The organism is Azospirillum sp. INR13 (assembly GCF_015390205.1).
GTDB lineage: Bacteria > Pseudomonadota > Alphaproteobacteria > Azospirillales > Azospirillaceae > Azospirillum.
Window position 1 is genome coordinate 42,959 of sequence record NZ_VUOI01000020.1, and the last position, 25,629, is coordinate 68,587.

Consider the following 25,629-nt stretch of genomic DNA (forward strand, 5'->3'; position numbering starts at 1 on the left):
CCCCTCCGGTGCGTCAATACGCACCGGACGGCCTCCAAACCCACAGCTCTGCGCTCAGCCGTTCTGGATCGCCATCTGCTCGTCGCGTTTGCGCTGACGCTCCTGGCGGGCCATGACGATGCTGGCGACAAAGATGCCGGTCGCCACCACCAGAACCATCAGAGTTGCCAGCGCGTTGATCTGCGGGCTGATGCCGAACTTCACGCTGGAGAAGATCACCATCGGCAGAGTCGTCGATCCGGGACCGGACACGAAGCTCGCCACCACCACGTCGTCCAGCGACAGGGTGAAGGCCAGCAGCCATCCGGCGACCAGCGCCGGGGCGATCAGCGGCAGGGTGATGACGAAGAACACCTTGGCCGGGCGGGCGCCCAGATCCATCGCCGCCTCCTCCAGGCTGCCGTCCATGCCGGCAAGCCGCGACTGGATGACCACCGCGACGTAGGACATGGTGAAGGTGGTGTGGGCGATGGTGATTGTGGTGATGCCGCGCCCATCGGGCCAGCCCAGCCACTGCTCCATCGCCACGAACAGCAGCAGAAGCGACAGGCCGGTGATGACCTCCGGCATGACCAGCGGCGCGGTGATCATGCCGCCGAACAGCGTCCGGCCGCGGAACCGCCCGAACCGGACCAGCGCCAGCCCGGCGCAGGTGCCCAGCAGCACCGACAGCGTCGCCGATACCGCGGCCACCTGGAAGGACAACAGGGCCGCGTCCAGGAGCGTGTCGTTGCGGATCAGCTCCCCATACCATTTGGTCGAGAAGCCGCTCCACACCGTCACCAGCCGCGACTCGTTGAAGCTGTAGACGATCAGCAGCGCGATGGGCACGTAGAGGAAGGCATAGCCGAACCACAGCGCCCAGGACAGGAAGCCGAACCGTTTCATCGCCCGGCCTCCGCCTGTTTGCCCTGCACATGCTGGAAGATCATGATCGGCACCACCAGCACCAGCAGCAGCGCGATGGCGACGGCCGACGCCACCGGCCAGTCGCGGTTGGCGAAGAACTCGTTCCACAGCACGCGGCCGATCATCAGCGTGTCGGGACCGCCCAGCAGTTCCGGCGTCACGAACTCGCCCACCGCCGGGATGAAGACCAGCAGCGAACCGGCGACGATGCCCGGCAGCGACAGCGGCAGCGTGATCGACAGGAAGGACTTGAAGGGCCGCGAGCCGAGATCGGCCGCCGCCTCCAGCAGACTGGGGTCCATCTTCTCCAGCGTCGAATAGAGCGGCAGCACCATGAAGGGCAGGTAGCAGTAGGTCATGCCGATATAGACCGCCCAGTCGGAATAGAGGATCTCCACCGGACCGCTGGTGATGCCCGTCCATTCCAACAGGTTGCTGATGACGCCGTTGCCCTTGAGGATGCCGATCCAGGCATAGATACGGATCAGGAAGCTGGTCCAGAAGGGCAGGATCACCAGCATCATCAGCGGCCCGCGCCGCGACGGCTCGGCCTTGGCGATGGCATAGGCCATGGGATAGCCGATCGCCAGGCACAGCAGCGTGGTGACCGCCGCGATCCGCAGCGAGTTCAGGTAGGCCAGGATGTAGAGGTCGTCCCCGCCCAGCCGGAAGTAATTGCTGATGTTCAGCAGGATCTGCAGCTTCGAGGTGCCGGCATCCTCGTCCGTCATCCATTCGACCAGCGACGAATAGGGCGGCTGGGCGATGATCGATTCGGAAAAGCTGATGCCGAAGACGATCAGGAAGGGCACCATGAAGAACAGCAGCAGCCACAGATAGGGGACGGCGACGACCACGCCGCGCCCCCACAGCCCGATCCGGCTGAGCCCGGAAACGAGGACGGAGACGACCGTCCTCATTGGGTCAGCACCACGCCGGCGAAGGGGCGCCAGGTCAGGGTCACCTCGTCCTCCCAGGTGATCGGCATTTCGGTGCGGCGGGTGACGTTGGGGGCGGTGACGCGCACCGTCTTTCCGGTCGGCAGCTGCACCAGATAGATCGACACGTCGCCGAGATAGGCGATCTCCCGCACGATGCCGGTGGTCCGGTTGCGGCCGTCCCCTTCCGTGACCGGCTCCTTCGACAGGGCGATCTTCTCCGGCCGGATGGCGACGGAGACCGGAGAGCCGGCCGGCGCCGGGGTGGCGTGGGAGATCAGCAGTTCGCAGCCGGCCTCCTCCGAGGCGACGATCACCTGATCGCCGTCGGTCTCCACGACGCGGCCGTCGAACATGTTGATGGAGCCGATGAACTCCGCCACGAAGCGGTTGTGCGGATATTCGTAAATCTCGGTCGGCGTGCCCACCTGGGCGATGACGCCGTGGTTCATCACGGCAATGCGCGAAGACATGGTCATCGCCTCTTCCTGGTCGTGGGTCACGACGATGAAGGTGACGCCCAGCTTTTCCTGGATGTTGACCAGTTCGAACTGCGTGCGTTCGCGCAGCTTCTTGTCCAATGCGCCCAGCGGTTCGTCCAGCAGCAGCAGCTTCGGCCGCTTGACCAGGGAGCGGGCGAGCGCCACGCGCTGGCGCTGGCCGCCGGACAGCTGGTGCGGGCGGCGCTTGCCGAAGGCCGACAGCTGGACCATCCCCAGCATCTCCGCCACGCGGTCGCGGATCTCCGCCTTCGCCACCCCGTCCTGTTTCAGGCCGAAGGCGACGTTCTGCTCCACCGTCATATGCGGGAACAGGGCGTAGGACTGGAACATCATGTTGACCGGCCGCTCATAGGGCGGAATGCCGGCCATATCGACCCCGTCGATGAAGATCCTGCCCTCGGTCGGCTGTTCGAACCCCGCCAGCATGCGCAACAGCGTCGTCTTGCCGGAGCCCGAGCCGCCGAGCAGGGCGAAGAACTCGTTGCGGTAGATCGACAGGCTGACCTCGTCCACCGCGACGAAGTCGCCGAAGGTCTTCGTCACCTTCTCGATTCGGACATACGGCGTCTGGCCCGCGTCCTGCCACGGTTCCAGACGGGTGGGTTTGCGAATCGGCTGACCGGCCATCCGGGTTCCTCTTTCATGACGACGCCCCGGCCGCTCCCCATCGCTGGGGGTCGGCCGGGGCGGGTCGGTGCATCACGGTAAGCGGCTTACTTGCCGGTCTTGACCTTGGTCCATACGCGGGTGCGGGCGCGGTCGGTGGCCTGCTTGATCTGCTTCAGCGAGAACAGCTTCAGAGTTCCGTCGGCCGGCAGGAAGATGCCCGGGTTCGACTTGATGTCGTCGGCGACCGTCGCCAGCGACCCCGGCACCGCGTTGGCGTAGCTGACCTTGTTGGAGATGTTCGCCATGTTGGCCGGGTCGAGCACGAAGTTGATGAACTCGTGCGCACCGTCCTTGTTCGGCGCATCGGCCGGGACCGCCAGGGTATCCCACCAGACCTGCACGCCTTCCTTCGGCGTGATGTACTCCACCTTGGCGCTCTTGGCTTCCTCGGCGCGGGCGGCACCCTGGATGGCGTCGCCGTTGTAGGCCATCACGACGCAGGCGTCGCCGCCGGCCAGGATGTTGATGTTCTCACCCGTGACGAAACGCTTGATGTAGGGGCGGACCGCCATCAGCGTCTTTTCGACCTTCTCCAGATCCTCCTTCTTCTCGGAGTTCGGGTCGAGGCCGAGGTAGTTCAGCACCGACGGGATGACGTCGATGGCCGAATCCATCACGGTGATGCCGCAGGCCGAGACCTTCTTCGCCACTTCCGGCTTGAAGATCAGGTCCCAGCTGTCCAGCGCAACGTCGGGGGCGACGGCCTTGATCTTTTCCGGGATGATGGCGATGCCGACGGTCCCGCCGAGATAGGGCACGGCGAACTTGTTGCCGGGATCGGAATTCTCCAGCAGCTTCAGGACCTTCGGGTCGATGTTCTTGTAGTTGGGGATCTTCGACTTGTCGAGCGGCCCCACCACCTTCGCCTGGATCAGACGCGACAGGGTCGGCTCCGCGGTCGGCACGATCACGTCATAGCCGGACTTGCCGACCAGCACCTTCTGCTCCAGCAGTTCCAGGCTGTCGTACAGGTCGACCTTCGTCTCAGCGCCCGTGGCCTTGGTGAAGTCGGCGAGGGTCGTTTCACCCAGATAGTCGTTCCAGATGTAGATGTTGACCGGCTTCTTGGCCTGGGCCATCGCCGGGCCGGCGACGGCAATCGCCGCGACCGCGCCGATGAGGCTGAGAGCGAATTTTTTCATGGTTTGCCCCGACCTGTTCGTCTGTGTTGCGGGCGCCGCCACATCCCAACGGCACACCCGGCTCGCGGGCGCTATTGCACCCAGGCGTGGGTGTGTTGTCAACGGTTTGGGTCGAGTTTGCAGATGCCTGCGGCTCACGCCTGCGGAGTTGGGGCGTGCCGAAAAGAAGGTGGCGGCCGGCCGCGCTGCCCAAGGGCCGAAAAGCCCGTATGGCAGGTATCGCGGCCGGCAAGGCAAAGCCTCTCCCCGTTCGATGGCCTGACGGCCGGCAACCGGGTCGCCCACGCTGAAATTGCATACGCCAGTATTTTCGCTCGCGACTATGCGGTCAGTTATATCCCCAGCAACTTTCGGGTCAACGCCACAATTGTCGCGGTTTGTTTCCGCACTGAAAGACGAGACGACACAAGGCGTTTCCGGACAATCGCATGCATTTCGACGGGTGCGGATGGAGCCGGCAGCCTCCCTGCCACCTCCCTCAACTCTGCGCCGTCAGCACCACGCCAAGCACGACCAGCAGCGTGCCGATCAGGCGGGTCAGGCTCATGCTTTCGCCCAGCAGCAGGACTCCGAGCGCCAGCGTGACCAGGAAGCCCAGCCCGACGAAGGGATAGGCCATTGTGACCTCTACCTTCGCCAGAACGGCCAGCCACACCACCATGCCCAGCCCGTAGCAGGCGAGGCCGGTCAGGATATGCGGCGTGGCGACGACCGACAGGGCGATCCGCCCGGCCTCCCCTGCGCCAGGGCGGTCGATACCGCCGGGCTGGACATGCCGATCTTCAAGGAAATCTGAGCGATGGCGGACAGCGTGACGCTCAGCAGGATCAATCCGACGACAGCGATGGGCATGGGAACTCCGGCAGGATGGCGGAAGGCGGGGGACCGGCTGTTCAGGTCCGGCCGAAGACGAGCACGACGGCGCAGACCAGACCGATGGCGAGGCTCCACTTGTCGCGGGCGGCGAACACCACCGGATCGTCGTGCATCAGCCCGCGGTGGGTCTGCAGCCACACCCGCCCGATCCAGAAAAGCAGAAGCGGGCAGATGATCCACAGCGCCTGCGGCTGGTCATAGATGCGTCCGACTTCCGGGCTGTTGATGTAGAGCGCCATCACCAGCACCGAGAGAAAGCCGGCGGAAACGCCGATGGACTGCAGGACCGGCATGTCGGCAGTCAGGTAGCCGCGCCCCTCCGCCTGCCCGAGCCCGAGCTTCACCATGCTGTCCATCTCCGAATAGCGCTTCACCATCGCGAGGCTGAGGAAGAGGAACATCGAGAAGGCCAGCAGCCAGAAGGACGGGACGATGGCCGTCGCCGTGGCGCCACCCAGCACCCGCAGCGAATAGAGCCCGGCCAGCAGCATCACGTCCCAGATCACCCGGTTCTTGGCGAACAGGTTGTAGAACAGCGACGAGGCGGCATAGGTCGCCAGCGCGGCCAGGAACAGCGGCGGCAGGGTCAGCACCGACAGGACGAGGCTCGCCAGCAGCAGGCCGGGGATCAGCGACAGGCCGAGGTCGAGCGGCAGGTCACCCGCGGCGAAGGGCCGCCGACGCTTGCGCGGGTGGCGCCGGTCGGCCGGCAGGTCGAGCAGGTCGTTCAGCACATAGATGCTCGACGCGCACAGCCCGAAGGCAAGGAAGGCCGCCGCCGCCTGCAGGGCCGGCCCGATCTCTCCCAGCTTCGGCCCGGCCAGCAGTGGCACGAACACAAGGAGGTTCTTCAGCCACTGGTGCAGGCGCAGCGCCCGCAGGATCAGAAGCAGGCGCGGCCGGCGCGGCGTGGCGATCGTTTCCATCGGGCACAGCGTCGCGGCATGCCGCACCACCGCGGCGGACGCATCCGCCGCGATGCCGCGGCGTGCGGCGCGCCAGACGGCATAGTCGGCCTCGTCATTGCCGATGTAGTCGAAGACGCCGGACGGCACCTGCGCCCGGATTGCCGCCAGTTTGCGCTCGCTCTTCAGGTTGACGGCGTCGCTGCTGGCGAGGACCTGATCGAACAGGCCCAGATGGCGGGCGATCGCATCGGCGTAGCGGTGGTGTGCCGCGGTGGCCAGCACCAGCCGGCGGCCGCGTTCGCGCTCCGCCTGCAACCGCTCCAGAACGGCTTGGTTGTAGACCAGACCCGCCGGATCGATGTCCACCCGCCGGGCCAGTTCCGCCTTCAGCCGCGCCTTGCCCCCGGCCAGCCAGACCGGCACCAGCAGCGCGGTCCAGGGCCGCGCCTTGATCAACCCGAACAGCGATTCGTAGAGCAGGTCGGTCCGCAGCAGCGTGCCGTCCAGGTCGACGAACAGCGGGGGCTCCGCGGCCACCGGTGATGCCGGCCGCTCGGCCGCGGCAGCGGGAGCAAAGGCAGCGACATCGGATGCCGCAGCAACCGGGGCGGCAATTGGTTCAGCCGCCTCCCCCCGGCCCGGTCCGGGCGTCGCGGTGCGGTCATGCCGCCCGGTCAGCACGCACACCAGCCCCAGCAGCATCAGCGTGGCGAAGAACAGGTAGGACTGCAGGACGTTCAGCGGCGTCGCGGCCAGCGCATTGACCGGCCAGAACAGCAGGTTGCCGGCCAGGAAATAGGCGGTCGCCAGCAACGCGAAGGCTCCCGCCGGACGCCTCACGCCCGGCACCTGCAGGAAAAGGAAGGCCAGCGCGAAGGCCGGAAGCAGGATCCCGTAATGATGAACCCAGGCGACCGGAGACCCGGTGGTGAAGCAGACGCCGGCGACGGTGAAGGCGGCGATCCGGTCCGTGCCGCGGTCGCGGCGGCGCCACAGCAGGCCGAAAGCGAAGAAGGCGATGCCGGAAAGCTGCGTGGCGATATGCACCACGGGGTGGTAGGGGGCGAAGGACTCCGCCGACCAGTCCAGATTGTTGCCGTTGTGCAGCAGGCGATTGACCAGCCGTTGACGGTCTGGTTGACGTGATAGCTCTCGCCGTGACGGCCGATGAACAGCAACACGTCGAGGTAATCGATCATCGGCGCGAAGCCGTAGAGCAGGGTCGCCACCGCCACGCCGGGGACCACCACGGCCGCCCAACCGGCCGCCATGCGCCAGTCCCCCCGCAGGACCGCCCAGGCCAGGAACAGCGACATCTGCGGCTTCATCAGCGTCGATGCGCCGAGCAGCGCGCCGCACAGCGCCCGGCGGTCGCGCAGCAGGGCGATGCAGGCGAAAACGAAGGCGGCATTCAGCCAGACCTGCACCTGCCCCAGCGAAAAGGCTTTCAGCACCGGATAGAAGCACAGGGTCGCGGCGAAGCCGAACCCGCCCAACAACACCTGGGTCAGCCGGTCGTCCCGTTGGTCCGGGCGCACACCAGGCAGGCGCAGCCATGCCGCCATCTCCAGCATCAGGATCGCCATGCCGGCCGCCGTCGCCAGCACGAACATCAGGTTTGATGCGTGAGAACGCCGCGAGATTCAGGATACCGGACGCCTGCATCGCCTCCAGCGGCAGAAGCGAGGTCACGGGATACTGGAACTTGATGCGCTGCTGGAAGAACACGCCTTCATAGACGTTTTCGCCGGGGCGGTCGTGCAGCCAGTTCAGCGCCGCGATCATCGGATCCCAGGAATCGACCGGAACCAGATCCTGGTTTTCCAACACGAACAGATTCTGGATGTCGGTCAGGTTGCTGGCATGGCCGCCACGGTGAAGCGCCAGCCCGAGCAGACCGGTGGTCAGCACGACGAACAACAGCGCCAGGACGACGACGCGCTGGATCCGCCCGGCTCGATGGACACCTGTCGGAAGGGATGTGATCGCGGGCTGCATGCTCATACTTGGCCATCCATCGGTTGCGTCGAGACGATGCGTTTCCGCCGGTTCGAGAAGCCGGCAGAGCAAAGAGGGCGCACACCACGGCGACGCGGCGCGCAATGCCCACGGCAAATGCGGTCGAAAGGATTGACTGTTCTCAAAGTAGATAACAAATTGGCCACCGCGGCATCACCGGGTGGCGCCGGCGCTTCCTTTTTCAGACCGACCGTATGGCTGAAAAATACATCACTGTTTTATTTTGAAAGTCTTCGATTTCGTGTGCGGCTGCCCATAATCGAGATATCGGCAACCTCGCATTTTTCCGCTTTCTGCCCACGACCGGTCAGCGCGGACGTGGAAAGCCGCGGCACCGGGCGCCTGGATGGGGTGGGAATGCCTCCCCACCGGGTTAAGACTTGGGCCGGGATGGGCCGGGATGCGCCTGCAGGGTGGAGCGTTCCGCCGGATGTCGGGGAAATCCGGGAGGATGGGCTCACGAAAGGAGAAATGGCCTGCGCGAAGCGGCAGACGGCGGTCGCCCTCGGCCAACGCGGAGATGCGCAGGAAACGGGTTTCGGATACGTAGAGGGGCGGCCCGCGGGAACCCCCGGCGGCCGCCCCTCTCGTCTACCGGGGCCCTGTCGTCTACCGATAGGTTCGGATCAGACGTTCAGCAGCAGGTTCTCGCGCTCCCACGAGCTGATGACGCGGTTGTAGGCCTCGTACTCCGCCTCCTTCACGCAGGTGACGGCGTCGATGAAGCGTTCGCCGAGGATTTCCTTCAGCGGCTTGCAGGCGTTGAACTTGGTCAGAGCCTCCGACTGGTGGCGCGGCAAGGTGAAGGCGAGGCGATAGGCGGACCCCTTGATCGGGTCGTTCGGCTCCAGCCCCTGGGTCATGCCGATATAGCCGCAGGCCAGCGACGCGGCGATGGCGAGGTAGGGGTTGGCGTCGGCGCCGGCCACCCGGTTCTCCACCCGGCGGGAATCGGGCTGCGACACCGGCACGCGCAGGCCGGTGGTGCGGTTGTCGCGGCCCCAATGCACGTTGATCGGCGCGTCGGAGTTCGGGACCAGCCGGCGGTAGCTGTTGACGTTGGGCGCCAGCAGCGGCATCGCGTAGGGCAGGTATTTCTGCAGGCCGGCGACATGCGACATGAACAGGTCGCTGTCGGTGCCGTCGGGGTTGGCGAACAGGTTGCGGCCGCTGTCGGTATCCACCACCGACTGGTGGATGTGCATGGCGCTGCCGGGTTCGCCCTGCATCGGCTTGGCCATGAAGGTGGCATAGATCTGGTGGCGGATCGCCGCCTCGCGCGCCGTGCGCTTGAACAGGAAGGCCTGGTCGGCCAGTTCCAGCGCGTCGCCGTGGTTGAAGTTGATCTCGATCTGGGCGGCGCCGGCCTCGTGGGTCAGCGTGTCGATGTCGATGTCCTGCTTCTCGCAGAAATCGTAGACCGCCTCGAAGATAGGATCGAATTCGTTGACGGCGTCGATGCCGAAGGCCTGCCGCCCGCTTTCCATCCGGCCGTTGCGCCCGACCGGCGGCACCAGCGGGTAATCGGGGTCCTTGTTGACCTGGACCAGGAAGAATTCCAGTTCGGGCGCCACGATCGGCTTCCAGCCGCGCTCCTCGTACAGCGCCAGGACGCGCTTCAGAACATGGCGGGGCGAAACGTCCACCGGACGGCCGTCGGCATAGACGCAGTCGGTGATCACCTGCGCCGTCGGCTCGTTGTACCAGGGAACGAAGCGGATCGTGCGTTCGTCCGGGATCATGTAGATGTCGGAATTCTCGTCCGACGTGATGTCCTCGTCGTCGGGGAACTCTCCGGTCACGGTCTGGACGAAGATCGCCTCTGGCAGGCGCAGGCCGCGGTCGCGCAGGATGCGGAGGAACTTCTCGGCGGGAACGATCTTTCCCCGCGCGATGCCCGACATGTCGGGCACCAGGCATTCGACTTCGGTAATGCGGTTCTTCTTGATGAAGTCTTCCATAAAACCCATGGGTATGGCGGACCGCTCCGGGCGATGGGCAGCCCCCTCCGTGCTGTGGACGACAGCGACACTATGACGCCGTTCCGGCAGGCCGCGCCAGAGGGTTCAGCATGACCCTTCGGTGAAACATCCGCCTTTCCGTTGACCTCCCCCATCGGCTGGGACTTAACTGCGGCCATGCCGAAAGCCTCATACCTGAACAGCTGGTACGCGGCCTCCGCCGCTCCCCGAGCCGACCGCCCGATCCTGGAGGGGGAGGTCGGCTGCGACGTCTGCATCGTCGGCGGCGGCTATACCGGCCTGACCGCGGCGCTGGAACTGGCGGACCGCGGCTTCGACGTCGTGCTGCTGGAGGCGGAACGCTGCGGCTGGGGCGCTTCGGGCCGCAACGGCGGGCAGATCATCACCGGCTACAACAAGCCGATGGCAACCATCGAAAGCTGGGTCGGCAAGGAGGATGCGCGCCGCCTGTGGGAGTTCGGGGAGGAGGCGAAGACCCAGCTGGCCCAGCGGGTGGAGCGCCACGCCATCGCCTGCGACCTGACCTGGGGCTTCGCCTATGCCGCGCTGAAGCCCCGCCACATGCAGGACGTGGCCGCACTGGAGCGCGAGATGCGCGACGGCTACGGCTATGACCGGGTGCGGCGGCTGGACGGCGCCGGCATCCGCGAGCATGTCGGCAGCGAGGCCTATATCGGCGGGTTGCTGGACGAGGGCAGCGGCCATCTGCACCCGCTGAACTACGCGCTCGGCCTCGCCCGCGCCGCCGACGCCGCCGGGGTGCGCATCTTCGAGAACAGCCGCGCCACCGCCATGGACACCGGGTCCAAGCCCTGGGTGAGCACCGGACGCGGGCGGGTGACGGCGAAGCACCTGATTCTGGCCGGCAACGCCTATCTCGGCGGGCTGGCCCCGGCGCTGGAGCGGACCATCATGCCGGTCGCGACCTACATGATCGCCACCGAACCGCTGGGCGAAGAGCGAGCGCTCGCTCTATTGCCGACCAACATCGCGGTTTCGGACATGAAGTTCTCGCTCGATTACTTTCGCCGTTCCGCCGACCACCGGCTGCTGTTCGGCGGCGGCGTCAGCTATTCCGGAGTGGACGCGCCGGGGCTGAAGCAGGCGATGCGGCTGAAGATGCTGGCGATCTATCCGGAGCTGAAGGACGCCCGCATCGATCACTTCTGGGGCGGGCGGGTCGCCATCACCATGAACCGCATGCCGCATTTGGGCCGGCTGTCGCCGACGACGCTGTACGCCCACGGCTATTCCGGCCATGGCGTGGCGCTGGCCGGCATGGCCGGGCGGGTGATGGCGGAGGCGGTCGGCGGCAACGCCGGGCGCTTCGACGTGTTCGCCCGCATTCCCCACACGCCCTTCCCCGGCGGGCGGCGGTTCCGCACCCCCGCGCTGGTGCTCGCAATGATGTGGTTCCGTCTGCGCGATCTGCTGTAGTCTGCGGGGGCAATTCGCAGTCTCCCCGCTCCCCCGCCTCTTCATACCGCCGAGTACCGCCCCCGCCCATGACCGACACCTCCAGCAGCGACGAGACCATCCCCTCTTCGGAGACCGCCCCGGCCGCGGATGCCGCCCCGGACGATGCCGTCGCCGAAAAGGCCGCGCAGGAGAATGTGCTGGTCCAGCCGATGCGGGACACGCATTTCGATTTCCAGCACAAGGTGTTCGGCCTGCCCGGCGCCTTCTTCTGCCAGGAGCCGAACAGCAAGGAGCCGGTGCTGAACATCCTGCTGGGCGATCTGAAGGCGACGCTGGCCTTTCCCACCCTGCTCGAGTCCTTCCAGATCGAGGACGGCACCCACGACGCCCGCCTGCTGGAGATCATCGAACAGGGTCTGGCCTTCGTGAAGCTGATCCGGCCGGGTGAGGAAATCCCGGGCGAGTTGCTGGACGGCCGCGCCTCCTGGTCGGTGGAGGACAAGCACCGCGTCATCGCCAAGGGCCGGCTGACCGTGCAGATCGTCTCGTCCTTCACCGGCAACGAGCTGATCGTGTCGGACATCGACGAGCTGGAGCAGTTGGTCGAGGATCCGCAGACGAAGGAACGGATGAAGGCCGCCTTCGCCAAGATCGCCGAGCGGCTGAAGCTGACCAACGACTATGAACAGTACCTCACCGACCGCATTGACGATCTGGCGCAGGAGTTGTCCTACATCGAGGCGCTGCGCGATCGTTTCAAGCACATCCGCCGCATCGATCAGGCGATGGCGAAGCTCGCCACCATCTACCGCACCGACCGCACCTTCTGCAGCGAGTTGAACCGGATGCAGGGGCTGATCCGCAAGCCCTTGCGCGAGTACGACCTGATCTTCGACCAGGCCGACGCCCAGACCGGCGACATCGTCGGCGCGCTGCGCAACTTCCACCCCACCATCCAGTTCATCCGCAAGATCCGCGACGACCTGCGCGCCAAGCTGCTGGAGTGGGAGGAACTGCTGCAGGGCTGGAACGACATCACGATGGAACGCTCGCCGAAGGTGGAGGCGCTGCAGAAGCAGACCTACCGTTTCCTGGCGAGCCGCTATATCGAGACGACGGTGTGGAAGCGGGGGGGATGAGTAACGATACTCCCGTGCAGGTCTTACTGCTGCTCCGCGTTGCTTTCACTCGCGCCATGATGGACGTTTCATGCTTCGCTCCTTGAAAACGACCAACATCGGTCCCGCCCCCCTCTTCGAGATGGATTTGGGTGATCGGTTGACAGTGCTCACCGGCGACAACGGCCTGGGCAAGACCCTGCTGCTGGACGTGGCATGGTGGGTCTGCGCCCGCGACTGGCCGGACGGTCCTGCAATTCCCAATCGCTTCATCCTGCCGATCGCAAGCCGTGAAGCGAAAAAGAAAAAGACCGCCGAAAGCACGATCAGCGCCGTGACCTGCGGCCGTTCAGGAAAGGATGTATCGCAGGACTTTTCCTTTGATCCGACAATCGCCGACTGGAGACGGAACGCACGGACGCGCCCGCCTATTCCCGGACTGGTAATCTATGCCCGTCTCGACGGCGGTTTCTCCGTCTGGGATCCCGCCCGCCATTATTACCGGGTGGCTCCCTCACAGGGAATCGACGATCCGGACCGTGCGCCGGCCTTCCACTTCACCAAGGATGAGGTGTGGAACGGCAAGCGCGTTCCCGACGCATTCAAGGGCGAGGTAACGGTCTGCGAAGGGCTGGAACGCGACTGGCTTGAATGGGAAAAGCGCGAACCGGCCCTGTTCGACGCCTTCGTTGCAGTTCTGGCGCACCTCTCGCCCCGGACGAGCCGATCCGGCCCGCGACATCCCCGGTCCGGATGCCAGGCCCCGACGTGTCAAGCGTTCCGGCGCTTCAAACGCCTTATGGCATCGTACCATTGCGTCACGCGTCGGCTGCGATCCGTCGCATCCTGGCGCTGGCCTATTTCCTGGTCTGGACATGGCACCAGCACGACCTGCAGTCCGATGTCATCGGCTCCCAGCGGGAAAAACGGATCATCCTGATCCTTGACGAGATCGAAGCCCATCTCCACCCGAAATGGCAACGCCGCATCCTGCCGTCGCTGCTGACGGTAGCCAAGCTTCTGGACAAGAAGGTTGCGGTGCAGATCCTCGTCTCCACCCATTCTCCGCTGGTTCTGGCATCGCTTGAACCGGAATTCGATGAGACACGGGATCGCCTGTTCCATCTGCAACTTGTGGATGATAAGGCGCAACTCACTCAGGAGGTCTGGCAGCGGCGTGGGGAGGTTGGCCGCTGGCTGACCTCCGACATATTCGACCTTGATGAGGCCCGTTCACTGGACGCGGAACAGGCAATCAACCAGGCAACGGCATTGATGCGCTACCAGGCAAAGGATGTGCGTCCGATTGAGGCCGACATCAAACGGATCGACGGTCTTCTGACGAAGTTGCTTCCCAGCGTAGATCCGATTTGGGCTGAATGGACACTATTCAAGCATTCCTTGTCCGGCAGAAAGATTGGTTCATGAGGCGTTTTGACCTACGGGATGAACCGGATGGGTTCGAGGAAAACGTAAGAGTTCGCGGTAACGAATGGCTTGCCAAAAATCCTGGCAAGAAGGCTTCCGAGTATCCCGACTATTGGAACGATTATCGTTTAGCGGTTCAGGAAGCTTTCAATGGATGCTGTGCCTATATGGGTTTCGCCATAGCATCGGGCCAGGTGGACCATTTCGTCGCCAAAGATGTGGATCCGACACGCACATATGAGTGGCGGAATTACCGTTATGCAGAACCACGGGTCAATCTTTTGAAGAGGAAGAAGGCGTTTCTTGATCCGTTCGAGGCTGAACCGGGATGGTTACAAATCAATCCTATGACTCTGGAATATTCCATAGGCCCGAATCTTCCGCCCCCTATGCGGACCATCGCAGAAGATATGTTGTCGGTTCTCAATGACCGAGAGCTGGTGGCTGGCCGCCGGCACATGTTCCGTTTGTATAGGTCGGAAGACGGAAGTTGGGATATTGGTAAGCTTCGAATTCTGTTTCCGCTTCTTGCAGAAGCGGCAGAGAGGCTTCAAGAAGTCTCCTCGCCATCGGCGGTCGAACAGACGCAAGATACCGTCGGTTGACCCGCAAGGCCATCGTCACGCCACCCCCCGAAGCTCCTCCGCCGCACTCAAATCCACGCTGACCAGCTGCGACACGCCGCGCTCCACCATCGTCACGCCGAACAGGCGGTCGACGCGGGCCATGGTCAGGCGGTGGTGGGTGATGATGAGGAAGCGGGTGTCGCCCTGCCGCGCGATGTCCTCCACCAGATCGCAGAAGCGGCCGACATTCGCCTCGTCCAGCGGGGCGTCGACCTCGTCCAGCACGCAGATCGGCGCCGGGTTCGACCGGAAGACGGCGAACAGCAGCGACAGCGCGGTCAGCGCCTGCTCGCCGCCCGACAGCAATGAGAGCACCTGCAGCTTCTTGCCCGGCGGACTGGCGTAGATTTCCAGCCCGGCGTTCAGCGGGTCCTCGGCATTGACCAGTTCCAGATAGGCCTTGCCGCCGCCGAACAGACGGGTGAACAGCTCCTGGAAGTCGCGGTTGACCACGTCGAAGCTGGCGACCAGCCGTTCGCGCGCCTCGCGGTTCAGGCTGGCGATGCCCTGGCGCAGGCGGGCGATGGCGGCGGTCAGGTCCTCGCGCTCGCCATGCAGGCCGGTGATCTGGGTTTCCAACTCCTCCGCCTCGATCTCGGCGCGCAGGTTGACCGGTCCCATGTTCTCGCGTTCGCGCGTCAGCTTGTCGAGCCGGGCTTCCACCGCCGCCGCATCGGGCACCGGTTCGGCGGGGTCGAGGTCGGCAGCGGCGCGGGTGTCCTCCGGCCGGCAGTCCAACCGTTCGGCGATGCGCTCCGTCAGGGTGCGTTCCTGCTGGAGGGCGGCGGACACCGCAGCCTCGGCACGGGCGCGGGCCTCGCGGCCGTCAGCCAGCGCCGCTTCGGCATCGTGCAGCGCCTGTTCGGTCTCCGCCAGCCGGGACTCGGCCTCGGCCAGCCCATCGGCGGCACGCTTGCGGTCGCGCTCCGCCATGGCGATCCGGTTAAGCAAATCCTGGCGCTCGGCCGCGATCGCCGCCGGTCGTCCGGAAAGCTGGGCGAGTTCGCCTTCGGCCTCGTCCGCGCGCTGGCGCAGCTCTGCCACTCGTCCCCCGGCCCCGGCGGAGCGGGTGTCCCACGACGTGGTTTCGGCCTGGATGGCGCCCAAGCGCTGGCGCCGGGCCTGTGCCTCGCGCGTCAGGCGGTCGACCGCATTCTGCCTCTCGGCCAGCACGGCGCGGCGTTCGGCCAGTGCGGCGCGCTGGTCGTTCACCCGCTCCCGCCCTTCGCGCGGGTCCGGCAGCGACTCCAGCAATTCCAGCGCTTCGTCACGGCGGGCGGCCGCATCGCGCTCATCGGCGGCGAGCCGTTCGACGGCCTCCGCCAACGCCGCAAGGCGCGAGGATGCGGCATCGGCCTCGCGCGCCAGCTTGGCGTGGCGGTCGCGGGCAGCGTTCAGCGTGACGAAGCCCTCGCGCACGGCATCGCGGGCACGGCGGTCGGCCTGAGCCGCCTCTTCGACCGCCAGTTTCGTGGCGTCCAGAGTCTCGCGCGCCAGATCGACCCGTTCCTCGGCAAGCTCCAGTTCGCCGCGCAGTTCGGCCAACCGGTTGCGCTGTTTCAGGCGAACGGCAGCGGCGGTGGGGGCGCCGGCCTGAACGGTCAGCCCGTCCCAACGCCACGCCCCACCGTCCCGGCTGACCAGCACCTGCCCCGGCGCCAGCGTCGCGGCCAATGCTCCGGCAGCGGCGGCATCGTCGACCACCCCGATATGGGCGAGCGCTCGGGCGGCAGCCCGCGGCCCCTCCACACGGCTCGACAACGGCTCCACCCCATCCGGCAGCGGCGCCACCGCGCGATAGGCCGGCAGCGTGCGCCAATGCACCGGCGCTTCCTCGTCCAGCGGAGCGGTCAGCGCATCGCCGAGCGCGGCGGCCAGTGCCCCCTCATAGCCGGGCGACACCGCCACCGCGTCGACCAGCGGCGGGAACGGCCCACCGGCTCCGGCCTCCAGCAATTCCGCCAGCGCGCGCTCCTCGGCATGCAGCTTGGCACGGGCGGACTCCGCGGCGGACAGCGCCTCGCGGGCGCGGGATTGGACCGGTTCGGCCTCCGCCTTCGCCTGTTCAGCGGCCTCGGCCGCCTCGCGCGCCTGCTCCAGCCGCTGTTCGGCGAGTTCCACCGCCAGTTCGGCCTCCGACAGGTCGGCGCGGGCGGCGATCTCCGCCTCCAGGGCAGCGCGCTGGGCCTGCTGCTCGGCCAGCCGCTTGGCAAGGCCGGCGGCGCGGGATTCCAGTTCGGCCGCCTGACGTTGCGTGGCGGCGCGGCGGGCCTCGTCGGTGGCAACCGCTTCGGTCAGGCGGGTCAGTTCGCGGTCGAGGGCATCGACCTGCTCGCGCGCCTCGGCCAGAGCCTCCGCCGCGGCTTCCTCAAGCATCTCCTCGTCGGCCTGTGCGGCGATCAGGCGGTCGCGCTCGGCCACCAGCCGGGCCAGCGCCTCCCCGGCATCGGCGGCCAGCGCCTCTTCACGGCCGAGGTCGCCGGCGATCTGGCGCAGCCGGGCCTCCAAGGCGCGCTGCTGGTCGGCGACCCGCTTCTCCTCGGCGTCCAGTTGCTCGCGGGCGATCACCAGCCGTTGCAGGGCGGATGCCGCGCGCGCCTCGTCCTGGCGCTTCTCCGGCAGGCCGGCGGCGGCCTCCGTCCGGCGGGCTGTCAGCTGGTTGACGGAGAGCATGCGGTCGCGCACCGCCGCCTCCGCCGTTGCGAAGGCGGCATGGGCGCGGGCGCGCTCCTCCTGGGCGGCGATCCAGCGCAGGTGCCAAAGCACGGCTTCCGCCTTGCGGATCTGGTCGGACAGGTTGCGGTAGCGGGATGCCTGCCGCGCCTGCTTCTTCAGGCTTTGCAGCTGGGTGTCCATCGCTCCGATGACATCGTCGAGGCGGGTCAGGTTGCCCTCCGCCGCCTTCAGCCGCAACTCTGCCTCGTGCCGGCGGGAATGCAGGCCGGTGATGCCGGCGGCCTCCTCCAGCAGGGCGCGGCGGTCCTGCGGCTTGGCGGAGATGATCTGCGCGACCTTGCCCTGGCTGACCAGGGCCGGCGAAGCGGCACCCGACGCGTTGTCGGCGAACAGCAGCTGGACATCGCGCGCCCGCACCAGCTTACCGTTGATGCGGTAGTCGGAGCCGGAGCCGCGCTCGATCCGGCGGGTGATCTCCAGTTCGTCATGCTCGTTGAAGCCGGCGGGCGCGGTGCGCGACCGGTTGTCCACCGCCAGCGTGACCTCGCCCAGATTGCGGGCCGGCCGGCTGGAGGTGCCGCCGAAGATGACGTCGTCCATGTCGCCGCCGCGCATGCGCTTGGCCGAGGTCTCGCCCATCACCCAGCGCAGCGCCTCCACCAGATTGGACTTGCCGCAGCCGTTGGGGCCGACGATCCCGGTCATGCCGGGTTCGATGACCAGTTCCGTGGCATCGACGAAAGACTTGAAACCTGACAGGCGGAGACGCGTGAACTGCACTGGGGACGAACCTTTGGTGTACTGGGCTTTGGGGAGGTGCTGGCGTTGGGTGGCGGAGTGTCGGCTTCGAATGCCCCCACCTATCCTCCCCCGCTCTCAGCGGACCTACGGTCCGCCTGCCGCGTCAGCACAAAGCGGAGCTTTGTGCGAGAGCTGGGCGGGGGAGGGACTGCCGCCGAACGCTGACAAAGGTCCATTTCCCTCCCCGCCCAGCGGGGGAGGGTTAGGGTGGGGGCAAGACGTCGGCGCTTACTTCAGCAGCTTGTCGATTTCCTTCGAGAACTCCTCGAACGACTGGGCGCCTTCGATGCGGGCCTTGCCGTCGTTGAGGATGAAGGTGGGGGTGGCTTCGATCTTATATTGGATCTGGCCGGTCAGGCGGGTGTTCAGGATGGCGTCGGCCAGCTCCTTGTTGGCGAGGCAGGCGTCGATGGTCTCCTGGGTCATGCCGGCCAGCTTGCCGTACTGCGCCAGCGCCTTGGCCGGATCGGAGGCACGGCTCCAGTTCGGCTGGCTTTTGAACAGGACGTCGGTCAGCGCGAAATACCGCTCGGGCGGGGCGCAGTGGGCCAGCATGGCGGCGCTGAGCGCGGCCTGATCGAAGGGGAAGTCGCGGAAGACCAGCTTGGCCTTGCCGGTGTCGATGTAGGCTTCCTTGATCTTCGGCAGCACGTTGACGTGGAAATTGGCGCAGTGCGAGCAGGTCATCGACGAATAGTCGAGGATCGTCACCGGCGCCTTCGGGTCGCCCATCACGCGCTCGGCCATCATCTCCGAAACCGGCGGCAGGGTGGCCGCGGCCTGTGCGGCCGTGGACGCCGCGGTCATGGCGGTGCCGAACGCGGCGGTGAAGCCGATGGCGAGAAGACCGGCGATTCCCAAAATTTTGCGGTTCACTTTGCCCTCGTTCCTACCAGATGTTGACGTATAGACAATGACGCACCGTTGCGTCCAGCAAGCCGGCTATCGCGCGGCGCGTTTCGGCCGGGCCATCAGCGAGCGGCCGAAGCGTTCCAGCGTGGCGCGCAGTTCCTCGTCCTCGATCGCGGCGGTGGTGGTGGTGATGCCGATCTCCTCGTCCATCGTCAGGGCGCGGGGGCGCACCACCGGCGATGGCGTGGACGGCAGCGCCGCATGGATCAGCTTGATCTTCGCCACGGCGCGATAGCCGAAGAAGCTGTTGATGCGTTCGATGATCTGCGGTTCCAGATGCTGCAGTTCCAGCGCGATGGCGCCCATGGCGCGGATGTGCAGCGTCGCCTCCTCCCGCTTGCCGCGGGGAAAGCTGAGCTTGTCGGGGGCCGTGCGCAGCGACAGCTGGTGGCCGACGATGGACGGCCAGTCGGTGATCAGCGCGCCGAAGGCAAGTCCGCGCTTGCCCAGCACCTTGCCGGCGACCTCCGGAACGGATTGGCCGATGCGACGCGGTCCGCTCATGCTCTGCGATCACTCCTGTGCGGCCCCGGTCCGGGAACCGGTTCCGGGTCATGTGGGATGGCGGCACCCTAGCGCAAGCGTGGGCCGATGCCCAGCATCCGGCCGGGGATATCGCCAGCTCCCTTCCCCAGACGCTCCCGGCCCTCTATTTCTTCCCATCATGATTCCAAATTCGATCGAGGCCGCCCGGCGGCTGCTGTCCTGGTACGACCGCCACCGCCGCGACCTGCCCTGGCGCGCCAAGCCGGGGGAGACCGCCGATCCCTACCGGGTCTGGCTGTCGGAGATCATGCTGCAGCAGACCACCGTGCCTGCCGCCGCCCCTTATTTCCGCAGCTTCACCGAACGCTGGCCGACCGTCCGCGATCTGGCTGACGCGCCGCTGGACGACGTGCTGGTGGCCTGGGCCGGGCTCGGCTACTACGCGCGCGCCCGCAACCTGCACAAATGCGCCCGCGTGGTGGCGATTGAGCATGGCGGGCATTTTCCCGGCGACGAGGCGGCACTGTTGGATTTGCCGGGCATCGGGGCCTACACGGCTGCCGCCGTCACCTCCATCGCCTTCGACCGCAAGGCAACCGTGGTGGACGGCAATGTCGAGCGGGTGATCGCCCGCATCTTCGCGGTGGAGGAGCCTCTGCCCAACGCCAAGCCGACGCTGCGGCGGCTGGCGGCCACCCTGACGCCGGACTTCCGCCCCGGCGACTATGCCCAGGCGATGATGGATCTGGGCGCCACCATCTGCACCCCGCGCAAGCCGAAATGCATGCTGTGCCCCTGGGCGGAATATTGCGAGGCGCGCGCCGCCGGCATCGCAGAAAGCCTGCCGCGCAAGGCGGCCAAGGGCGAAAAGCCGACCCGGCGCGGCGTCGCCTATTGGCTGCTGAACCCGGAGGGCGCCGTCCTGCTGCGCCGCCGGGCGGAGGAAGGTCTGCTGGGCGGCATGGCGGAGGTGCCGTCGACCGCCTGGGGACCGGAACTGCCAGGAGAGGCCGCGGTCGCGGCCCAACAACCTTTGCCCGCGCGCTGGCGCCGGCTGCCGGGACTGGTCCGCCATACATTCACCCATTTCCACCTTGAGCTTGAGGTGGTCGCCGCCCAGGCCGGCCCGGACTGGCAGCGGGCCGCTGGAAACTGGGTGCCGGTGGACCGACTGGGCGATCAGGCGTTGCCGTCGGTGATGGTGAAGGTGGTGCGCCACGCACTCGCCAATGCGTGACGGGCCGATTGCGTGATGGAGTGCCGATGGGAATGCCGCGTGCCGTGACGACCGTTCTGTTCGTCCTCCTGGCCTTGACCGGGGTTGCGCAGGCGGACCCGCCCGAGAAGGAGGGACAGGCGGGCGTGGCGCTGGTGCTGGCGCTCGACGGGTCGGCCTCCATCACGACCGGCGATCTGGAATTCCAGCTGCAGGGCCATGCCGCCGCATTCCGCGATCCGGCGGTGGCGGATGCGCTCACCGCGGCACGGGCGCGGGTGACGCTGGCCGCCTATTCGGGGCCGAACAGCCTGAAGGTTCTGATCCCCTGGACGGCTCTGACCAAGCCGGAGGATGCCGGCAGTTTCGCCGACCGCATCGACGCGCTGCCCCGCGGCTTCCAGGGCGACTCGACGGCCATCGGCAGCGCCATCATGGAGGCGGCGAAGCTGTTCGATCGCGGCGGCAAGGCGCCGCGGCAGGTGATCGATCTGGTCTCCAACGGGTTTTCCAACGGCGGGATCGAGCCGGCCGAGGCCCGCGACCGGGTGACGAAGCGCGGAATCATCGTCAACGGCCTCGCCATCCTCGACGAATTCTCCTGGCTGGAGGAGTATTTCGAGGAGAGCGTGATCGGCGGTCCGGGAAGCTTCGTGAAAAGCGCCATGGACAAGGACAGCTTCGTCGCCGCACTGCGGCAGAAGCTGATCCTTGAAATGGTCGCCCTGCCCGATCACATGCCAAGCCAAAGCGCCGCCATCCCATAGGCGGCCGATAAGACTCCGAGGAGCGGAACAGTTGGAAAGCGTCGATTTCCTGGTGGTCGGGGCCGGCATCGCCGGCGCGTCGGCGGCCTATGAGCTGGCCGCGCAGGGCCGGGTGCTGGTGTTGGAGCGCGAATCGCAGCCGGGCTATCACTCCACCGGCCGGTCCGCGGCGCTCTACACCCAGACCTACGGCCCGGCGCCGATCCGCGCCCTGACGGTCGCGAGTTGGGATTTCTACACCGACCCGCCCGCCGGCTTCGCCGAACACGATCTGCTGACGCCCCGCGGCGTGCTGATCGTCGGCCGCGACCACGAGATCGACCGGCTGAATGCGGAATATGAGCAGGGCCGTCGCCTGACACCGTCGGTCGAACGTTACGACCGCGACCAGGTCCTGGCTCGGGCACCCTTCCTGCGCCCCGACCATGTGGCCGGCGGCGTATGGGAACCGGACGCCCGGGACATCGACGTCCATGCCCTCCACCACGGCTTCCTGCGTGGGTTGAAGGCCCGCGGCGGCCGGGTGGTGACCGATGCCGAAGTGCGAGCGCTCGCTCGCCGAGACGGCCTGTGGGTGGTGGAGACGAGCGCCGGCACCTTCGCGGCACCGGTGGTGGTGAACGCCGCCGGGGCCTGGGCCGACGAACTGGCGAAGCTGGCCGGAGTCGCCACGGTCGGGCTGGTGCCGAAGCGGCGCACGGCCATCACCTTCGACCCCGTTTTCGAGGACCCGGCCGACAAGGCGGGGCTGGACGGCTGGCCGATGGTGTCGGACGTGGCCGAAACCTTCTACGTCAAGCCCGATGCCGGCCGCCTGCTGGCCTCGCCCGCCGATCAGACCCCGGTCGAGCCCTGCGACGTGCAGCCCGAGGACATCGACGTCGCCCTGACGGTTGACCGGCTGGAACAAGCGTCGCGATTCTCCGTTCGGAGATTGGCCCATCGCTGGGCCGGGCTGCGCAGCTTCGTGGCGGACAAGGTGCCGGTCGTGGGGTTCGCGCCCGATGCGGAGGGGTTCTTCTGGCTGGCCGGCCAGGGCGGCTACGGCATCCAGACCGCGCCGGCCATGGGGCGGGTGGCGGCCGGGCTCGCCACCGGTCGAGGCCTGCCGGAGGATGTCCGTGAGTTGGGTGTCGCCGAGTCCGACCTGTCGCCGGCCCGGCTGCGGTAGACGACTGCGGGAAATGGGGAGGCGTGCAATGGCAGTGCGTCGGATGATGGGGCGTCGGATGGCGGAGAGCGGGCCGGCCCGCCGGCTTCTGGCCGTGGCGTCGCTCGCCGTCGCCGGGGCTTTGGCCGGCTGCGCCAACCCGGCAGCGGACGAGGCGCTGGTGGCGCAGACCGCCCTGATCGGCCTGCCGAAGGAAACCCTGTTGTCCTGTGCCGGCGTGCCCGAACGTCAAGCCACGGTCGACAACCGCGAGTTCTTCACCTACCGCAGTTCCCGCCTGGTGTCCTACCCCAGCCCGCCGCCGCTGGGTTATTACGGCGGCTGGGGATGGCCCCATTACGGGTACGGCTATGGCTGGCCGGCATATGGTTATGAAGTCAACAGCTTCGACTGTGAAGCAACCTTCAGTTTGAGAAACGGCGTCGTCGAGCGCGTGGTGTATGGTGGCGCATCGGGCGGATCGGCACGACTTGGCCAATGCTATGCCATCGTCCAGAACTGCATGGCGCTGGTTCCGCAGCGAACGATCAAACCAAGCCCTTGATTTTTCTGTCCATGCGACAACTCGTCACTGTTGCATAGCTGCTGCACAAGGAGAGGAAGGGTTGTAGCCCCCTAGTACCCGTACACAGTGTCTGGTAATAGCTCCATCGGCTGATGCCACAGAACAGCAACAACGCATTGCCTGGAGCAGACCCCATGACCATCCTGTCGCGCGCCGCCGCCGCCCTGCTGGCGACCTCGGCCCTTGTCGCCATCGCTTCCCCGTCGCTCGCTCAGGACTTCAAGGGCAAGTCGGCCGGCGACATCGTCGTCCGTGCGCGCGGCCTGGCCGTGCTGCCGCAGGAGAGTGGCACGCTGAACAACAGCGCCCTGGGCGACATCGGGTCGGCCAAGGTCGGCAACGACTACATTCCCGAAGTCGACTTCTCCTACTTCTTCACCGACAACATCGCCGCCGAGCTGATCGCCGGCACCAGCCGCCACAAGGTCCGCGGCAACCTGCTGCCGGCGCTGGGCAACGGCATCGATGTCGGTAAGGTCTCCCTGCTGCCGCCGACCCTGACGGTGCAGTACCACTTCATGCCGAAGGAGCGCATCAGCCCCTACGTTGGCGCCGGCATCAACTACACCCTGTTCTACAACGAGGATGCGGCCAACAACCCGAATGCCGGCGGCCTGCGCGTCACCGACGTCGAGTACAAGAACCGCTTCGGCTGGGCCCTGCAGGCCGGTGTCGATGTCGCCTTGACCGGCAACTGGTCGCTGAACGTCGACGTCAAGAAGATCTTCCTGAAGACCGACGTCACCGCGACCGTCAACGGCGCGCTGCCGGTCACCTCGAAGGTCACGCTGGACCCGTGGCTGGTCGGCGTCGGCATCGGCTACCGCTTCTAAGAACGGGTTCCGGGACCAGTCCCGGATGTCGGGAAGGCGGCCTCTCCCATCCGGAGAGGCCGCCTTTTTCTTTGAACAATCTGTCTTGCAGATTGTACGCGCATCCCCATGATTCCAGTATCAGGGTCATCGGAAGGGAGGCCGTACAGCCATGCATGTTGCAGCCGTCTTGAAGCGCAAGGGCAACCGGATCGTTTCCGCCGCACCGGACGATACCGTGGCAGCCGTCACCCGCCTGCTGACCGAGCACCGGATCGGCGCCGTGCTGGTGATGGACGACGATGGCCAGCCGGTCGGCATCCTGTCGGAACGCGACATCGTGCGGGCCGTCGCCCGCGACGGCGCCGCGGCACTCGACCGCCCGGCGGCGGACCTGATGACGCGCGACCTGATCACCGCCACCCCGACCGACACCGTCGCCGACATGATGGCGGTGATGACCGAACGGCGCATCCGCCATGTGCCGATCGTCGATGCCGGCCGCGTCGTCGGTGTCATCAGCATCGGCGACGTGGTGAAGGCCCGCATCGACGATGCCGAGTTGGAGGTCGAATCGCTGCGCGGCTATGTGGCCGGAATGGGCTGAGGCGAACAATCCATCCCCAATGCGAAAAGGCCCGCCGGGGTAGCCCCGGCGGGTCTTTTTTCGTCGAAATCCGAAGCTCCGGCTTTACGCCGAATGCGACTGCGGGAAGGCCATGGCCGCCTGGGTGCGGTTGCGCACTCCCAGCGACTTGAAGATCGCGGTCATGTGGATCTTCACCGTGCCTTCGGACAGGCCCAGCTCATGGGCGATCTGCTTGTTCGACTTGCCTTCGCGCAGGCGGTCGAGCACCTCGCGCTGACGCTGGGTCAGCAGCTGCTCCAGCTGCGGGTCGCTCGGCGGCATCACCGAACCGCCGCGCTGGTCGGGTTCGATCCCCTCGCGCAGAACTGTCGCCGGCACATAGACGCCGCCGGAGAAGATCAGATCGAGCGCGCTCAACATGATCTTCACGCTGGACGATTTCGGAATATAGCCGGCGGCACCGTTCTCCAGCGCCTCCCGCACGTCGGAATGCGCCTCGGACGCGGAAACGACGACGACCTTCGAATTGGGCTGCCGGTCGCGCAGCATGCCGATTCCGGAAAAACCGGGCCAGCCCGGCATGCGCAGGTCGGTCAGGATCAGGTCATAGGCCTCATCCTTCACAGCCGCCATGTCCAGAAGCTCGTCGAAATTGCTGGCCTCCGCAAAGGTAGCGTTTTCGCGCAGCTGCTCAAGCAGACGGCGAAGTCCTTCCCGGAACAGGACGTGATCATCACCGATCAGGATCTTCATCGCTCAAACTCCCGAACCATGCCTGCCCCTCCGAAAGTCGCCCCAGGGGCTTGAGAAAAGGAGGGGGCTGTCGCCACCCGCATATTCCCTAAAATCCAAAGGATATAGCAGGCACCGGCCGAACGTAATCTCTATTGAGATGTAACACGCAGGGACGAGAGGGGACAACCTGAAATTAACTTTTGTCACGGCCGTGAATGCCGATCGGCCGAGACGGGAACTCCCCAAGAGTGATATTGCCAAGGGTGTATGACAATTTTAGGTCATTATGCGAATGCGCTCTTCCGGCTTGCCGGAAGGGCAAAAATAAAGCCGGGCCGGTACCTTACGGGCACCGGTCCGGC

At 66.4% G+C, this 25,629-nt stretch carries 24 protein-coding genes; 11 read left to right on the top strand and 13 right to left on the bottom strand.

Features of this window, described 5'->3' with window-relative positions:
• Positions 1–54 precede the first annotated feature (54 nt).
• The 9 genes from F1643_RS15010 to F1643_RS15050 form a co-directional block, all read right to left on the bottom strand.
• The gene (locus tag F1643_RS15010; RefSeq protein ID WP_194913993.1) at positions 55–888 is read right to left on the bottom strand and encodes an ABC transporter permease subunit; all 834 of its coding nucleotides are present in this window, start codon (positions 886–888) and stop codon (positions 55–57) included.
• Complete coding sequence (locus tag F1643_RS15015) at positions 885–1,829, bottom strand: ABC transporter permease subunit (protein ID WP_194913994.1); 945 nt, start codon at positions 1,827–1,829, stop codon at positions 885–887. Before F1643_RS15015 ends, F1643_RS15010 begins: the two co-directional genes overlap by 4 nt.
• On the bottom strand, positions 1,826–2,977 hold the full coding sequence (locus F1643_RS15020; RefSeq protein ID WP_194913995.1) for an ABC transporter ATP-binding protein: 1,152 nt from the start codon (positions 2,975–2,977) through the stop codon (positions 1,826–1,828). The genes F1643_RS15015 and F1643_RS15020 overlap by 4 nt, the downstream gene beginning before the upstream one ends.
• An 86-nt stretch (positions 2,978–3,063) precedes the next feature.
• Positions 3,064–4,161, bottom strand: a complete 1,098-nt coding sequence (locus F1643_RS15025; RefSeq protein ID WP_194913996.1) for an extracellular solute-binding protein — start codon at positions 4,159–4,161, stop codon at positions 3,064–3,066.
• Between the two features lie 478 nt (positions 4,162–4,639).
• Positions 4,640–4,822 (bottom strand): EamA family transporter, encoded by a 183-nt coding sequence (locus F1643_RS15030; protein ID WP_194913998.1) that lies wholly within the window; start codon positions 4,820–4,822, stop codon positions 4,640–4,642.
• 26 nt (positions 4,823–4,848) lie between these two features.
• Positions 4,849–5,013, bottom strand: a complete 165-nt coding sequence (locus F1643_RS15035; RefSeq protein WP_194913999.1) for a hypothetical protein — start codon at positions 5,011–5,013, stop codon at positions 4,849–4,851.
• Positions 5,014–5,054: 41 nt separating this feature from the next.
• Positions 5,055–6,647, bottom strand: a complete 1,593-nt coding sequence (locus tag F1643_RS15040; protein ID WP_194914033.1) for a UbiA family prenyltransferase — start codon at positions 6,645–6,647, stop codon at positions 5,055–5,057.
• Between the two features lie 134 nt (positions 6,648–6,781).
• Positions 6,782–7,558, bottom strand: a complete 777-nt coding sequence (locus F1643_RS23395) for a glycosyltransferase family 87 protein (protein ID WP_194914000.1) — start codon at positions 7,556–7,558, stop codon at positions 6,782–6,784.
• A 1,032-nt stretch (positions 7,559–8,590) separates the two neighbouring features.
• Positions 8,591–9,934: a glutamine synthetase family protein gene (locus F1643_RS15050; protein WP_194914002.1), complete on the bottom strand. Its 1,344-nt coding sequence runs from the start codon at positions 9,932–9,934 to the stop codon at positions 8,591–8,593.
• A gap of 168 nt (positions 9,935–10,102) precedes the next feature.
• Here F1643_RS15050 and F1643_RS15055 point away from each other — a divergent pair, with 168 nt between their 5' ends.
• The 5 genes from F1643_RS15055 (at position 10,103) to F1643_RS15070 (ending at position 14,516) form a co-directional block, all read left to right on the top strand.
• Positions 10,103–11,383, top strand: coding sequence for an FAD-binding oxidoreductase (locus tag F1643_RS15055; protein WP_194914004.1), 1,281 nt, complete (start codon positions 10,103–10,105; stop codon positions 11,381–11,383).
• A 68-nt stretch (positions 11,384–11,451) separates the two neighbouring features.
• Positions 11,452–12,504, top strand: a complete 1,053-nt coding sequence (locus tag F1643_RS15060) for a hypothetical protein (protein ID WP_194914006.1) — start codon at positions 11,452–11,454, stop codon at positions 12,502–12,504.
• A 70-nt stretch (positions 12,505–12,574) separates the two neighbouring features.
• Complete coding sequence (locus tag F1643_RS23400) at positions 12,575–13,423, top strand: hypothetical protein (RefSeq protein ID WP_255542834.1); 849 nt, start codon at positions 12,575–12,577, stop codon at positions 13,421–13,423.
• Positions 13,348–13,911, top strand: a complete 564-nt coding sequence (locus F1643_RS15065) for an AAA family ATPase (protein WP_370540625.1) — start codon at positions 13,348–13,350, stop codon at positions 13,909–13,911. The genes F1643_RS23400 and F1643_RS15065 overlap by 76 nt, the downstream gene beginning before the upstream one ends.
• Positions 13,908–14,516, top strand: coding sequence for a hypothetical protein (locus F1643_RS15070; protein ID WP_194914009.1), 609 nt, complete (start codon positions 13,908–13,910; stop codon positions 14,514–14,516). Before F1643_RS15065 ends, F1643_RS15070 begins: the two co-directional genes overlap by 4 nt.
• A 15-nt stretch (positions 14,517–14,531) precedes the next feature.
• On the opposite strand, the gene smc is transcribed toward F1643_RS15070, so the two are convergent.
• From smc to F1643_RS15085, 3 genes are all read right to left on the bottom strand, one after another.
• The gene (gene smc, locus F1643_RS15075; protein ID WP_194914011.1) at positions 14,532–17,993 is read right to left on the bottom strand and encodes a chromosome segregation protein SMC; all 3,462 of its coding nucleotides are present in this window, start codon (positions 17,991–17,993) and stop codon (positions 14,532–14,534) included.
• Positions 17,994–18,242: 249 nt separating this feature from the next.
• A complete protein-coding gene (locus tag F1643_RS15080) occupies positions 18,243–18,890 on the bottom strand; it encodes a DsbA family protein (protein WP_370540623.1) in 648 nt (215 codons plus the stop codon).
• A gap of 66 nt (positions 18,891–18,956) precedes the next feature.
• Positions 18,957–19,430 (bottom strand): DUF721 domain-containing protein, encoded by a 474-nt coding sequence (locus F1643_RS15085; RefSeq protein ID WP_109151856.1) that lies wholly within the window; start codon positions 19,428–19,430, stop codon positions 18,957–18,959.
• Positions 19,431–19,590: 160 nt separating this feature from the next.
• Here F1643_RS15085 and mutY point away from each other — a divergent pair, with 160 nt between their 5' ends.
• The 6 genes from mutY to F1643_RS15115 all read left to right on the top strand — a co-directional run bounded on the left by mutY (position 19,591) and on the right by F1643_RS15115 (position 24,550).
• Complete coding sequence (gene mutY / locus F1643_RS15090) at positions 19,591–20,649, top strand: A/G-specific adenine glycosylase (RefSeq protein ID WP_194914013.1); 1,059 nt, start codon at positions 19,591–19,593, stop codon at positions 20,647–20,649.
• A 26-nt stretch (positions 20,650–20,675) separates the two neighbouring features.
• Positions 20,676–21,395, top strand: coding sequence for a DUF1194 domain-containing protein (locus tag F1643_RS15095; RefSeq protein WP_255542835.1), 720 nt, complete (start codon positions 20,676–20,678; stop codon positions 21,393–21,395).
• Between the two features lie 31 nt (positions 21,396–21,426).
• Positions 21,427–22,566 carry an FAD-binding oxidoreductase gene (locus F1643_RS15100; RefSeq protein ID WP_194914015.1) on the top strand — a complete coding sequence of 380 codons (1,140 nt, stop codon included), beginning with the start codon at positions 21,427–21,429 and terminating at the stop codon, positions 22,564–22,566.
• A 28-nt stretch (positions 22,567–22,594) separates the two neighbouring features.
• Entirely contained in the window at positions 22,595–23,110 is a 516-nt protein-coding gene (locus F1643_RS15105) for a hypothetical protein (protein ID WP_194914017.1), read from the top strand.
• A gap of 155 nt (positions 23,111–23,265) precedes the next feature.
• Positions 23,266–23,964: an OmpW family protein gene (locus F1643_RS15110; RefSeq protein ID WP_255542836.1), complete on the top strand. Its 699-nt coding sequence runs from the start codon at positions 23,266–23,268 to the stop codon at positions 23,962–23,964.
• Positions 23,965–24,115: 151 nt separating this feature from the next.
• Entirely contained in the window at positions 24,116–24,550 is a 435-nt protein-coding gene (locus tag F1643_RS15115) for a CBS domain-containing protein (RefSeq protein ID WP_194914022.1), read from the top strand.
• Between the two features lie 84 nt (positions 24,551–24,634).
• Here the strand turns inward: F1643_RS15115 and F1643_RS15120 are convergent, their stop codons facing one another.
• Complete coding sequence (locus tag F1643_RS15120) at positions 24,635–25,285, bottom strand: response regulator transcription factor (protein ID WP_149225682.1); 651 nt, start codon at positions 25,283–25,285, stop codon at positions 24,635–24,637.
• Between the last annotated feature and the right edge of the window lie 344 nt (positions 25,286–25,629).